Origin of the sequence: Streptomyces sp. NPDC058662 (genome assembly GCF_042716255.1) — a bacterium.
Classification (GTDB): domain Bacteria; phylum Actinomycetota; class Actinomycetes; order Streptomycetales; family Streptomycetaceae; genus Streptomyces.
Map to the genome: position 1 here is coordinate 1 of NZ_JBHXRU010000140.1, position 12,347 is coordinate 12,347.

The following is a 12,347-nucleotide window of genomic DNA, read 5'->3' on the forward strand; positions in this document are numbered from 1 at the left end:
CCGCCGGACCGCGGGTCGCCGACCACCGCGCCGCCCGGGCCGTCCGCCCCGACCACCGCGTCGACGCCGCCGTCCGCCCCGTCCGCCGCCCCGGCGGCGCCGCTCCGGGCGGCGGTGCGCACCCATGTGTGGGCGGCCGGCTGCGACCACGCGTACCTGGCCGAACGGGGCCCGGGCGCGATGCCGGCCCCACCGGTCGAAGCGGACGCCCCCGCCTGGGCGGCGGCGCAGCGCGCCGTGCACGCGGGCACGCAGATCGTGGAGGTGACCCTGCACGGCACGGGGACGGGAACGGTGGTGCTGGAGGGCCTGGACGTCCGGGTGACCGCACGCCGGACCCCGCCCGCCTGGAACGTGTACCAGATGTCGCAGGGCTGCGGCGGGGCCCTCACGCCCGCCGCCTTCGCGGTGAACCTGGACGCTCCGCGCCCGCTGGCCCGGCCCGTCGCCGGGAACGACGCCGGTTCGGCGCTGCCGGCCCCCGCCCTCCCGATGCGCGTCTCGGCCGCCGAGCCCGTCGTGCTGCGGGTGGAGGCCGCCACCGCGGGCTGCGACTGCGACTGGGTACTGGATTTGCGCTGGACCGGGCCGGCGGGCGCCGGCACCCTGCGCCTCGACGATGCCGGGCGCCCGCTGCGCACGAGCGCCGCCACGGGCCGCCCGGCGTACGGCTACGCGGGGGAACAGTCCCGCTGGAGCCGCTGACGGAGCCGGGTCCGCCCGGTGGGCGCCCAGGTCAGCGGCGTTGTCGGTGGCCGCGCCTAGACTCGGCTGAACCGGGCGTCCGTGCCGGTCGCAGAGCAGAGGAAGGGGGCGCCGTGACATCGCAGCCACAGCCGAGACCGCACGACGACGCGCGCGCCCTGCTCCGCCACGCCGCCGTCTTCCTGCCCGCCGACGTGCCCCGGCAGGGCCGGATCGCGTTCTGGGCGCCCGACGGGGACGACCTGCCGGAGGCGGGGAGGACCGTACCGCTCACGGTCGTGCGGCCGCACGGGGACGGCGTCCGCAGCCGTACGGTGCCCGCCGCGACCCTGTCCGTCACCTCCGCCCTGCCGCTGCTCGTCCAGGCACCCCGCAGCCCCGGCGCGCATCCCGCCACCCGTGCCTGGGGGACCGCCGCCACCCAAGCCCTGACGCTGGTCGCCCGGGGCCGGCTGCTCCCCGGGCTGACCCCCGACGGCATCGACGCGTGGCGGGCGGGGCCGCTGGACGCCGCCGACATCGACCACCTGCGCGCCGTCGCGGCCGCCCTCCCGTACGAGGGGTACGCGACGCCCCTCGCCGGCCGCCGCCCGCTCCAGCTGCCCGGCCCTGAGGCACTGCTGCGCGCCTTCCTCGACGCCGTCGCCGACAGCCTGCCGCGGACCCCGGCCGCTGCCGTGGCCGCCGGCCGCCCGTTCGCCGCCCGGGAGCCGCAGCGGGTGCCCGGTATACAGGACTGGGCCGCGCAGGTCGCGGCCGGAGCCGACACGGGCGTCGGGATCTCGCTCAGGCTGGACCTGTCCTCCTTCCGACTCTTCGACGCGGACGCGGACGTGGACGCTGACACGGACGAGGTCGCGGGCGCGGGCGCCGAGGACGGGCACGGATACGGGCACCGGGACGCGTACGAGGGCGGGGGAGCGGCGGACCGCGCCGACGCCCCGCGCCGCGCGGGGGCCGCCGTCGTCCAGGTGCACAGCCTCGCCGACCCCACCCTGGTCACCGACGCCGCGACGCTCTGGGCGGGTACGGCCGCCGCCGGCTTCGGCCCCCGCGCCCGGATCGACGCGGTGCTCGCGCTGCGCCGTGCCGCGCGCGTGTGGCCGCCCCTGCTGCGCCTGCTGGACCAGCCCGCGCCCGACGTCCTCGCCCTGTCGGACCCGGAGCTCGAAGACCTGCTGGGTAGGGCGGCGACCCGGCTGGCCGAGGCCGGGGTGCCGGTCCACTGGCCGCGCGAGCTCGCCCGCAGCCTCTCCGCGACCGCCGTCGTCCGCTCCACCGCCCCCGGCTCCGCCACCGACGGCACGGCCTTCTTCGACGCGGACCACCTCTTCGCCTTCTCCTGGGAGCTGGCGCTCGGCGGCGACCGCCTGACCCCGGGGGAGATGGACGCCCTGGCCGAGGCCCACCGGCCGGTGGTGCGGCTGCGGGACCAGTGGGTGCGGGTCGACCCCGAGCTCGTGCGCAGGGCGCGCAAGCGGGAGCTGGGGCTGCTCGACGCGGTGGACGCGCTGGCCACCGTGCTGTCGGGGACGGCCGAGGTGGACGGGCAGCAGGTCGAGGCGGTCCCGGTGGGGGCGCTGGCCGCCCTGCGGGAGCGGCTCACGGGGGAGCTCGCCCCGCTGCCGCCGCCGCCCGCGCTCAAGGCCACGCTGCGCGACTACCAGGCGCGCGGGCTGGCCTGGCTGGACCTGATGACCTCGCTCGGCCTCGGCGGCTGCCTCGCCGATGACATGGGCCTCGGCAAGACCGTCACCCTCATCGCGCTCCACCTGCACCGGGACCGGCCCGAGCCGACGCTCGTGGTGTGCCCCGCGTCGCTGCTGGGCAACTGGCAGCGCGAGATCGAGAGGTTCGCGCCCGGCACGCCCGTGCGCCGCTTCCACGGTGGCAGCCGCAGTACCGAGGACCTGACCTCCTGCGCGGGCGGCTTCGTGCTCACCACGTACGGCACGATGCGCGCCAGCGCCCCGCTGCTCGCGGAGCAGAGGTGGGGCATGGTCGTCGCCGATGAGGCCCAGCACGTCAAGAACCCGCACTCCGCGACGGCGAAGGCACTGCGCACCCTCCCCGCCCCGGCCCGGGTGGCGCTGACCGGCACCCCCGTGGAGAACAACCTCTCCGAACTGTGGGCGCTGCTCGACTGGACCACGCCGGGACTGCTGGGCCCGCTCACGTCCTTCCGGGCCCGCCATGCCCGGCCGGTCGAGCACCAGCAGGAGGAGGACGGGGGCAACGAGGCGGCGGTCGCCCGGCTGGCCGCGCTGGTACGCCCCTTCCTGCTGCGCCGCAAGAAGTCCGACCCGGGGATCGCGCCCGAGCTGCCGCCGAAGACGGAGACCGACCACCCGGTCTCGCTCACCCGCGAGCAGGCCTCGCTGTACCAGGCCGCGGTGGACGAGGCGATGGCGGTGATCGAGTCGAGCGAGGGCATGGAGCGACGCGGCATGATCATGAAGCTGCTGGCCTCGCTCAAGCAGATCTGCAACCACCCCGCGCAGTACCTGAAAGAGGTCCCGTCCGAGGTCGGGCCGGCGCGCATCGCACACCGCTCGGGCAAACTCGCCCTGCTGGACGAGCTGCTGGACACGATCCTGGCCGAGGGCGGGTCGGTCCTGGTGTTCACCCAGTACGTGACCATGGCCCGGCTCATCGAGCGGCACCTGGCGGACCGGGGCATCGCGCACCAGCTGCTGCACGGCGGGACGCCGGTGGCGCGGCGCGAGGAGCTGGTGGACCGCTTCCAGGCGGGCGAGGTCCCGGTGTTCCTGCTGTCCTTGAAGGCGGCCGGCACCGGCCTGAACCTCACCCGCGCCGGGCACGTCGTCCACTTCGACCGCTGGTGGAACCCGGCCGTCGAGGAGCAGGCCACTGACCGGGCCTACCGGATCGGCCAGACCCAGCCCGTCCAGGTCCACCGCATCATCGCGGAGGGGACCGTCGAGGACCGCATCGCCGAGATGCTGGAGACGAAGCGGGCCCTGGCCGACGCCGTCCTCGGCTCCGGGGAGTCGGCCCTGACCGAGCTGACCGACCGGGAGCTGGCCGACCTCGTCTCCCTGCGGAGGCCTGCGTGATCACCGCCCGGGACGACCGCCGCCGCACCTTCGAGACCGTGCCCGCCGGGGTGGAAGCCGTCAGCTGGTGGGGCCGGGCCTGGGTGACGGCCCTCGAAGAGGTGTCCCGGGACCCGGCGCGCCTGGCCCGCGGCCGGACGTACGCCGCCGAGGGCCACGTGGACGCGGTGACCGTCACCCCGGGCCGGATCGTGGCGTACGTACGGGGCAGCAGGGCCCGCCCCTACCGCACCGAGCTGTCCCTGCCCGCCTTCTCCGACACCGGGTGGAGCGAGCTGCTGGAGGCCGTCGCCGCCGATCCGGCCGCCCTGGCCGCGCTGCTGGAGCGGGAGGTTCCGCAGTCGCTCGCGGACGGTGTCCTGCCCGCCGAGGGCGAGCTCGTCCCGCGCTGCTCCTGCCCCGACGTCGCACGTCCGCCCTGCAAGCACGCGGCGGCCCTGTGCTACCGCGCGGCCCGCCTCCTCGACGAGGACCCCTTCGTCCTGCTGCTCCTGCGCGGCCGGGGGGAGCGGGAGCTCCTCGACGAGCTGACCCGCCGCAACGCCGCCCACGCCGCACGCGAACGGCCCGCCGCCGCCCCGGACTTCCCCGGCGTGCCGGCCCGCGCGGCGCTCTCCCGTACCGCTCTGCCGCTGCTGCCGGCCCCGCTCGCCGCGCCCGCCACCGCGGGCCTCCCGCCCGCGTACCCGGCGGATCCGGCGGCCCCCGATCCGCTGGCCCTGGACCAGCTCGCCTCCGACGCGGCCGCCCGCGCCCTGGCCCTCCTCAGAACCGGGCAGGACCCGACAGCCGGGCTCGGCCTGTGGCAGGACGCTGCCCGGCTGGTCTCCGCGCACCCCACGGCGGGGCTGACGGGGCCGGCCCGCGCCCTCTACCGCGACCTGGCCCGGGCCACCGGCCGGACCACCACCGATGTGGCCCGGGCCGCCGCGGCCTGGCGCCAGGGGGGCCGGCCGGCCCTCGCCGCGCTGGAGGAGCCCTGGGACCCGCCGGCCGGCCCCTTCGACCGGGCCCGCCCGGTGCTCCTCGCCGCCGGCGAGGGCTCCTTCCGCCCCGACCGCAACCGCCTCACCGCCCGGACCCGCCAGCTCCGCCTGGGCCGGGACGCCCTCTGGTACGGCTACGAGTCCCGTCCCGACGAGGAGGACTGGTGGCCCACGGGCCGCCCCTCCCCGGACCCGGTCACCGCCCTCCGGCGCTGATCCCGGCCGCCCACTGCGTCAACGCCGTGAAATCGCGGTCGCGCAGGCCGTGGCGCGGGTGGATGCGCAGGAGGAGGGCCGGGGACGGGTGGTGCGCGGCGACCCAGGCGCGGTCGCGCGCGGTGATCATGTCGTCGACCCAGGCGAAGGGGCGGCCCGCGGCCCAGTCGAGGAGGGGGCGGGTCTTCCAGTACAGGCCGTCCGGATCGCGGGCGAAAAGTTCCGGCCACTCGATGACGGGCAGATCCCCGGGGAGGCCGATGTGCGGGGCGATCATCGTGTTGGCCTGGTGCATCCAGGTGGTGGCCCAGACGAGTTCGAGGGGCAGGGCGCGGAGCCGGGCGCCGTGGGACGGGTGCAGCCGGACCTTCAGACCGCGCCGGGCGCTGCGGGACCCGGGGGCGCGCCGGGCCGTCCAGACCGTCGGGTGCATCCGGTGACCTGTGTATCCGCGCAGGGCCGGGAAGGCGGCGCGGAACGGGTTGAGCGGACCGTCCACGTCGAGGAGGAGCAGTGGTCGTCCAGTCATGAAGTAGCCACTACCCAGTACACGATGGGGTGAAATGCCTACCGGCCCTATAACCCGAACGGGTTCAGGGCGTTGTCTCCGGTGCGGGTGCAGCGCCCGCGGACTCCTCCGGAAGGCAGGGAACTGATGCGTCACAGTCGTCGGAATGGCTTGATCGCGACGCTGGTTGCGGGAGGCGGGCTGGCGGTCGCGGGTGTCGGCGGGCTCGCGCACGCCGACGCGGAGGCCGGCGGGCGGGCCGAGCGCTCACCCGGGCTGCTGTCGGGGAATCTGGTCCAACTGCCGGTGAACACGCCGGTGAACGTCTGCGGGAACACGGTGAACGTGATCGGCCTGCTCAACCCGGCCGCCGGGAACCGCTGTTCGAACACCGCCGGCGGTGGTGGCGGCGGGCATGCGGGGACGAGCGGCTCGCATCCGGCGTCCGGTCCGTCGGGGCCCTCGAAACCCGGCGCGGGCAACGGCGGCGGGGCCGCGGCCGACGCACGCGGAAAGGATTCGCCGGGACTGCTGTCCGGAAACGGGATCCAGCTCCCCGTCGACCTGCCGCTGAACCTCAGCGGCAACTCCGTCAATGTCGTCGGCATCGGCAACAGCGCCCACGGCAACACCTCCGTCAACGGAGAGCGGCCCACCGGCGGCAAGCCCGTCCAGCCGCCCGCGGCCGAGCGGCCGGTGACCCCGCCCGCCCCGGTGACCCCGCCCGCCCCCGTGGCCCCGACCGCCCCCGTGGCCCCGCCGCGGCACACCGAGGCACTCGCCAGCACCGGCGCCGACGGCCTCGGCTACCTGCTGCCCGGCGGCGGAGCACTGCTACTGGGCGGGGCGCTCCTGTACCGCCGCTTCCGCCTCCAGTAGCGGCCCCGTACGCCAGCCGTCCAGGACGGCGTCGATCCGCGCGGCCAGCCGGGCCCGGGCCGCGAACCTCGGGACACCCGCCATCAGCAGGGCGTCGTACTCGGTGTCGGCGTGCCGCACGGCCGCCCGTACCGCCATCGACACCGCCGGTTCGCCGAGGGCCCGGCCGGCGGCGCTGCGGCCCACCCGGCCGCTGCCGCGCACCGAGGCGTGAGTGGCGATCGCGAGCGCCCGGGCGGGCGGGCAGCCGGGGAACAGCCGGAGTATCTCCGCGGCGAACGCCGCGGTGAAACGGGTGTCCTCGGCCGCGCGGCGCAGCCGGTCGCGCTCCCGGCGCCTGGCCCGCGCCTCGGCGTCCGCGAGGCACGAGCGCTCCGCGCGGGCCAGGGCCGCGTCCTCCACGAGGAGTCCCTGGCGCTCGTAGCGGCGGCGCCGCCGGTTGAGGCGGACGACGACCGCGGACAGCGAACTGGCCTCGCGGGCCCGGCGGGTGAGCGCGGCGTCCCCGCGCGGGAGGTAGACGAGATGGCCGAGATCGGCGCAGTCCAGGCACCGCGGCACGCCCGCCTCGCGCACGAGGTGCCGGAGCGGGCCCCGACGGCACTCCGCGCAGTTGATCTGCTTCCGGGACTCGAACACCACCAGGCTCATGCGGGTGTGATACCGCCGGACGGGGCTCCTATCACCTGCGGAGGAAGGGAGTTCGATGTTTCATCAACTCTTCCTCGATGCGGGGGTGTCCTTCTACGGTGAGGCCGGTGAGCTGCGAAGGGCTCGCCGGGGGAGGGAACATGGGCGGACAGCAGGCGACGGTACGGCCCGCGAGGGCCCGTTTCGCGGTACCCCCGGCCGGGCGGGAGATAGTGATCGCGCCCGGTGCCTGCACCGGCTGGCACTACCACCGGGTCCAGCTCGACGCCGTCGTGAGGTCGGGGACGCTGACCCGGGTCCTGCACGACCGCACGATCGAGGTGCACGCGGCCGGCGCGACCTTCGTGGAGCGGGCGGGCGCGGGCCACGTCCACCTGGGCCACAACCTCGGCACTGAGCCCGTCGTCCTCTACGTGGTCCCGGCGGGCCCCGACCGGGAGCCCTTCGCCATACCCGTCCCCCCGCCCGGCGGAGTGGGCCCCGCGGTCTGCCGGGCGCACCCCGAGTGAGTCCGCCCCCGCCGGTGCCGGCTCCCGGGGGGCCCGACGAGGACACCGGGGCCGGCCGCCGACCGCGGGCCGACACAATGGGTCCGTGCGGTTCGAAGCGATCACCTGGCAGCGGATGGCCGAGCGGCTGGCGGCCCGTCTGGAAACCCTCGCGGTGCACTCCGGCGGGAGCGCCCCCGATCCCGGCGCGAGCGGGTGGCAGCGCGTGGGCGTCGACGGAGCCCCGGCCGCCGACACCGGCGTACCGGCCGCCGCACTCGCCGACGCGCTGCGCTCGCGCGGCCGGCCGGCCCTGGTGGTCCCTGCCGCGGGCTTCCTGCGGCCGGCCTCCCTGCGCTTCGAGTTCGGGCGCGAGGACGTGGACTCCTACCTCGGTGCCTGGTACGACACCGGCGCGCTCTGGCGGGAGGTGTTCGGTCCCACCGACCCCGGCGGCACCGGACGCGTGCTGCCCGACCTCTGGGACCCGGTGACCGACCGGGCGACCCGCAGCCCCTACAGGGAGCTGGCCCCGGGGGGCGTGCTGATCGTGCACGGTCCGCTGCTGCTGGGGCACTGGTTCCCCTTCGACCTCTCCGTCCACGTACAGCTCTCGGCGGGGGCGCTGGCCCGCCGCACCGAGGAGTCCGAGCGCTGGACCCTGCCCGCCTTCGCCCGGTACGAGGCCGAGACCGACCCGGCGTCCGCCGCCGACGTGCTCGTCAGGGCCGACGATCCGCGCCACCCCGCCTGGACCGGCGTACGGGAACGGTAGGTCGAGCCCGACCCCGGGGCCCCCGCGCCCGTCACGCGGCGGTCGCGGGGGCCGGGCCACCGTCCTCGGCCCGGCCCCCGCCCGTGCCCGCCTGTCCGCGAGCCGGTCCGGCAGGCCGCCCTACGGCCTCCCGCCCAGCAGCGTCACCGCGACCGCGGCCGCGCGACACCCGGCCCGGGCCGCCTCGACGGGGTCCGCGCCCGCAAGCCGGGCGGCGAGGAAGCCGCCGGTGAACGCGTCCCCGGCCCCCGTGGAGTCCACCGCCTCGGCCGGCTCCGCCGCCACCTCGGCGGTGATCCGCCCCCGTTCGGCGACCAGGGCCCCGGCCGCGCCCCGGGTCACCACCACCAGCGGCACCCGCAGGCTCAGCTCCGCCGCGGCCGCGGCCACCCCGGCCGGTTCCGGCAGGCCCGCCAGCAGCCGGGCCTCGTCCTCATTGGGCAGGAGGACGCCGATCCCCGCCACGGCGTCGAGGAAGCGGTCGGGCCCCAGCCGCGCCAGGAAGCCCGCCGAGGCCGGATCCACGCTCACCGGCACCCCCCGGGTCCGCGCCGCCCGCAACGCGACCAGGGCCAGCTCGCGGCTGGAGTCGGCGAAGAACAGGTAACCGGACAGGTGGAGGTGGGCCGCCCCGTCGAGCATCGAGGGGGCCCAGTCGGCCGGGCAGAGCCGCAGGGCCGCCCCGAAGTCGCTCAGGAAGGTCCGCTCCGCGTCCTTGCCGACCAGCACCACCACCGTCCCGGTGGGCTCCGTCCGGTCGGTCACCAGCCGGGGCCGGACCCCCGCCGCCAGCAGCGCCCGCTCGTGCCAGCGCGCCGACTCGGAGCCCACCCGGGCCAGCAGCCGCACCTCCGCCGTCCCCGTACGGGCCGCCCAGCAGGCCGCGTTCGCCCCGGCTCCGCCCGGCAGGGTCCGGATCCGGGCCGCCGTGTCGGTGGCCGGGACCAGCGGCTCCGGATGGATCGCCACCACGTCCGTCACCACACCCCCGACGACCAGCAGCGCCCCCGCCCCGGACGCCCCCGCACCGTGTGCGGCCGTCTCGCCCCCCGGCGCGGTCATGCCCGGGCCGCCCAGGCCCCCGCGATGCGGGCCCCGAGCCGCACGTTGCCCCGTACCGCCGCGAGGTTCGCCTCCAGTGCGGCCCCCTCCGTGGCCCGGACCAGGAAGTCCAGCAGGAACGGTGTCACCGCCTGCCCCGTGATGCCCCGCTCCCGGCACGCGGCGAGCGCCTCCGCCAGCACGCGGTCGTGCAGGACCGGATCCAGTTGCCCCTCCTCCGCCACCGGGTTGGCCACCAGCAGCGCCGACTCCGGCCCCCCGAGGGCGTCCTGAGCGGCCATCACCGCCGCCACCTCCTCCGGCCGGTCCACCGTCCAGTCCACCGGCTCGCCGGAATCAGCCAGGTAGAAGCCGGGGAACCGGCGGGTCCGGTACCCCAGCACCCCCACCCCCAGCGTCTCCAACCGCTCCAGCGTGGCCGGCACGTCCAGGATGGACTTCACCCCCGCGCACACCACCGTGATCCGTGTCCGCGCCAGCAGCGACAGGTCCGCCGACTCGTCCTGCGTCTGCGCCCACTCCCGGTGCACGCCGCCCAGCCCGCCCGTCGCGAAGACCCGCAGGCCCGCCCGCGCGGCCAGGAAGGCGGTCGCGGACACCGTCGTGGCGCCGGTCGCCCCCGTCGCGAGCGCCGGGGCCAGGTCCCGGTGCCCGAGCTTGCGCACCCCCTCGCCGCCCGCGATCCGCTCCAGCTGCGCCTTGTCGAGACCCGCGTACGCCACACCGTCCACGACCGCGATCGTCGCCGGCACCGCGCCCTCCGAACGGACCAGGGCCTCCAGTTCCGCCCCCACCACCAGGTTCCGGGGGCGCGGCAGACCGTGCGCGATGATCGTGGATTCGAGGGCCACGACGGGCCGGCGCCGGGCGAGCGCCTCGCGTACCTCCTCCGACAGGACGGGTACGGGAAGCGGCTGCCGGGCTGCTGTGTGTTGTGACATGTCCCCATCCCTGGCACAGGATCAGCTCACCCAAACGCGCTCCGGCCGCCCCGGGCCGATCGTGGCCGAACAGCGGCCCCGGGCTCCGGCCCGCACCCTCGACAGGGTGACGCGTCCGCGCTCGCGATGCTGGACGCTGTGGTCACCGCGGGCTGGGGGCGGGCCGGATTAGGCTGGCGCGCCATGAGCACCAGTGACCAGCCGGACGAGTCCGCCGCCCCCGCCCCTGCCCCCGCCCCCGCCTCCTTCGCCGTCTCCGTGAGCGAGGTCCCGGACGCCGAACTGGAGGCCGACGAGCTCGACCCCGAGCAGATCGTCTCCGGCGACCCCGTCGTGACGGGCAGGGTGCTGTGGGAGTCGGCGGACGGCAGGCAGGTGCGCGGTATCTGGCAGATCACCCCCGGCGTGGTCACCGACATCGAGGCCGACGAACTGTTCGTCGTCGTCAGCGGCCGGGCCACCATCGAGGTCGAGGGCGGCGCCACCCTGGAGGTCGGCCCCGGCTCCGCCTGCGTGCTCCGCGAGGGGGACAGGACCACCTGGACGGTGCACGAGACGCTCCGCAAGGCCTACCACATCAGCTACTTCTGACGGGGCCGGCGCCGCGCGGTGAACAGCGCGAGCGCCGCCATCGGCAGCAGCAGCGCGGCCCCGATCGCGTTCAGCCAGCCGTAGCCGGCCTGGGCCATGACCAGGCCGGACAGTGCGCCGCCCACCGCGGCGGCCGTGTTCATGGTGAGGTCGCTCAGGCCCTGTACGGCGGCCCGCGCCGACTGCGGCACCGAGTCGGTGAGCAGCGCGGAGCCGGACACCATCCCGGCGGACCAGCCCAGTCCGAGCAGGAACAGGCCGAGGGCGCTCCGGCCGTGGCTCGCCCCGGCCGTGCCCGCGAGGAGCGTCGCCACCGCGAGCAGCCCGGCCGCCAGGCCGATCACGGACAACCGCCCCACGCGGTCCGCGAGCCACCCCATCACGGGCGAGAAGGCGAACATGCCCGCGATGTGACCGCTGATGACCAGGCCGATGAGCTCCAGTCCGGCGCCGTGGTGGCCGAGGTCCACCGGGGTCATCACCATGATCGACACCATCGTGGTGTGGGAGACGGCGACGGTGAGCAGGGCCAGCCGGGCGCGCGGGGACGCCTTGACGGCGGCGAGCGCCGCGCGCAGCGGACGGTTCGCGCGGGCCTGCTCCTCCGGCGCCGCCAGGGCCCGGGCGGTCAGCAGCGGATCCGGTCTCAGGAGTACGGCGACCAGCGCGCCGGTGAGCAGGAAGACGGCGGCGGCCCATACGAAGGGGCCCGCCGTCTCGGGTATCGGGGTGCCGGCGAAGCTCCGGCTGGCCGGGGCCGACAGGTTGGGTCCGAGCACGGCCCCGAGGGTGGTGGCCCACACGACGAGGGAGATCGCCCGGGCCCGCCGGTCCGGGGCGGCGAGGTCGGCGGCGGCGAACCTCGACTGGAGGTTGGCGGAGGACGCGGCGCCGAAGGCGGCCATGCCGAGCATCAGCAGCGGGAAGCTCTTCACGACGGTGGCGAGGACGACGAGGCCCGCGCCGAAGGCGCCGATCAGGTAGGCCAGGACCAGTCCGGGCCGGCGGCCGCGCGCGGTCATCAGGGCGGCGAGGGGCAGGGAGAGCAGGGCGGTGCCGACCACCGAGGCGGTGGAGGCGAAGCCGGAGAGGGCCTCGGTGCCGCTGACCTCGGTGGCGAGCACCGGGGCCAGGGCGATGCTGATGGGCACGCCGATGCCGCCGAGGACCTGGGCGGCCATCAGTACGCCCGTCGTACGCCGCTGGAGCCGGGGCAGGTCGGCCGCGGTGACGGCCGCCGGCCGGTCGGTACCGGAGGAGGCCCTCACGCCGCGCGCCCCGGCCGCGTCCGGCGGACGGCGCTCCGGCGGCGCGGGGACGGGGGACACGGGCGGGCGGCGGGGCCGGGCGCGGCGGCGGGAGGAGTCACCGCGGCAGTGTGCCACTCCGCCACCGCGCGGCGGAACCGGTAATCGCACCGGGCGGGGCCGGGCGGGGCCGGGCGGGGCCGGGCGGGGCCGGGCGGGGC

At 76.7% G+C, this 12,347-nt stretch carries 11 protein-coding genes and 1 pseudogene; 7 read left to right on the forward strand and 5 right to left on the reverse strand.

Going from position 1 to position 12,347, the window contains the following annotated elements; translation table 11 throughout:
- The 3 genes and pseudogenes from ACFWUQ_RS29350 to ACFWUQ_RS29360 all read left to right on the forward strand — a co-directional run.
- Positions 1-705: pseudogene (locus ACFWUQ_RS29350) on the forward strand (hypothetical protein); the annotation flags it as partial.
- A 113-nt stretch (positions 706-818) separates the two neighbouring features.
- Complete coding sequence (locus tag ACFWUQ_RS29355) at positions 819-3,782, forward strand: SNF2-related protein (protein ID WP_384544048.1); 2,964 nt, start codon at positions 819-821, stop codon at positions 3,780-3,782.
- Positions 3,779-4,984: an SWIM zinc finger family protein gene (locus tag ACFWUQ_RS29360; protein ID WP_384544050.1), complete on the forward strand. Its 1,206-nt coding sequence runs from the start codon at positions 3,779-3,781 to the stop codon at positions 4,982-4,984. The genes ACFWUQ_RS29355 and ACFWUQ_RS29360 overlap by 4 nt, the downstream gene beginning before the upstream one ends.
- Here the strand turns inward: ACFWUQ_RS29360 and ACFWUQ_RS29365 are convergent.
- On the reverse strand, positions 4,965-5,513 hold the full coding sequence (locus ACFWUQ_RS29365) for an HAD domain-containing protein (RefSeq protein WP_384544052.1): 549 nt from the start codon (positions 5,511-5,513) through the stop codon (positions 4,965-4,967). The genes ACFWUQ_RS29360 and ACFWUQ_RS29365 overlap by 20 nt on opposite strands.
- Before the next feature lie 126 nt (positions 5,514-5,639).
- Between ACFWUQ_RS29365 and ACFWUQ_RS29370 the strand changes: the two genes are divergently transcribed.
- Entirely contained in the window at positions 5,640-6,371 is a 732-nt protein-coding gene (locus tag ACFWUQ_RS29370; RefSeq protein WP_384544054.1) for a chaplin, read from the forward strand.
- On the opposite strand, the gene ACFWUQ_RS29375 is transcribed toward ACFWUQ_RS29370, so the two are convergent.
- On the reverse strand, positions 6,327-7,022 hold the full coding sequence (locus ACFWUQ_RS29375; RefSeq protein ID WP_384544056.1) for a DUF2293 domain-containing protein: 696 nt from the start codon (positions 7,020-7,022) through the stop codon (positions 6,327-6,329). The two genes, ACFWUQ_RS29370 and ACFWUQ_RS29375, sit on opposite strands and share 45 nt — an antisense overlap.
- 107 nt (positions 7,023-7,129) lie before the next feature.
- Between ACFWUQ_RS29375 and ACFWUQ_RS29380 the strand changes: the two genes are divergently transcribed.
- Entirely contained in the window at positions 7,130-7,531 is a 402-nt protein-coding gene (locus ACFWUQ_RS29380) for a cupin domain-containing protein (protein ID WP_384544058.1), read from the forward strand.
- A gap of 85 nt (positions 7,532-7,616) precedes the next feature.
- Positions 7,617-8,285, forward strand: a complete 669-nt coding sequence (locus ACFWUQ_RS29385; RefSeq protein WP_384544060.1) for a uridine kinase — start codon at positions 7,617-7,619, stop codon at positions 8,283-8,285.
- Positions 8,286-8,405: 120 nt separating this feature from the next.
- Here the strand turns inward: ACFWUQ_RS29385 and ACFWUQ_RS29390 are convergent, their stop codons facing one another.
- Both ACFWUQ_RS29390 and ACFWUQ_RS29395 read right to left on the reverse strand, forming a co-directional pair.
- A complete protein-coding gene (locus tag ACFWUQ_RS29390) occupies positions 8,406-9,347 on the reverse strand; it encodes a carbohydrate kinase family protein (protein ID WP_384544062.1) in 942 nt (313 codons plus the stop codon).
- Positions 9,344-10,288, reverse strand: a complete 945-nt coding sequence (locus ACFWUQ_RS29395) for a pseudouridine-5'-phosphate glycosidase (protein WP_384544064.1) — start codon at positions 10,286-10,288, stop codon at positions 9,344-9,346. The genes ACFWUQ_RS29390 and ACFWUQ_RS29395 overlap by 4 nt, the downstream gene beginning before the upstream one ends.
- A gap of 183 nt (positions 10,289-10,471) precedes the next feature.
- On the opposite strand from ACFWUQ_RS29395, the gene ACFWUQ_RS29400 reads away from it, so the two are divergent.
- A complete protein-coding gene (locus ACFWUQ_RS29400) occupies positions 10,472-10,879 on the forward strand; it encodes a cupin domain-containing protein (protein ID WP_384544066.1) in 408 nt (135 codons plus the stop codon).
- Here ACFWUQ_RS29400 and ACFWUQ_RS29405 read toward each other — a convergent pair.
- Positions 10,870-12,060 (reverse strand): MFS transporter, encoded by a 1,191-nt coding sequence (locus ACFWUQ_RS29405; RefSeq protein ID WP_384544068.1) that lies wholly within the window; start codon positions 12,058-12,060, stop codon positions 10,870-10,872. The genes ACFWUQ_RS29400 and ACFWUQ_RS29405 overlap by 10 nt on opposite strands.
- Positions 12,061-12,347: the final 287 nt, after the last annotated feature.

Bases quoted from the DNA above. Each gene is read 5' to 3' on its own strand.
- ACFWUQ_RS29365 (WP_384544052.1), bottom strand. From the start codon at position 5,513: ATGACTGGACGACCACTGCTCCTCCTCGACGTGGACGGTCCGCTCAAC.
- ACFWUQ_RS29370 (WP_384544054.1), top strand. From the start codon at position 5,640: ATGCGTCACAGTCGTCGGAATGGCTTGATCGCGACGCTGGTTGCGGGA.
- ACFWUQ_RS29375 (WP_384544056.1), bottom strand. From the start codon at position 7,022: ATGAGCCTGGTGGTGTTCGAGTCCCGGAAGCAGATCAACTGCGCGGAG.
- ACFWUQ_RS29390 (WP_384544062.1), bottom strand. From the start codon at position 9,347: ATGACCGCGCCGGGGGGCGAGACGGCCGCACACGGTGCGGGGGCGTCC.
- ACFWUQ_RS29395 (WP_384544064.1), bottom strand. From the start codon at position 10,288: ATGTCACAACACACAGCAGCCCGGCAGCCGCTTCCCGTACCCGTCCTG.
- ACFWUQ_RS29400 (WP_384544066.1), top strand. From the start codon at position 10,472: ATGAGCACCAGTGACCAGCCGGACGAGTCCGCCGCCCCCGCCCCTGCC.
- ACFWUQ_RS29405 (WP_384544068.1), bottom strand. From the start codon at position 12,060: ATGGCCGCCCAGGTCCTCGGCGGCATCGGCGTGCCCATCAGCATCGCC.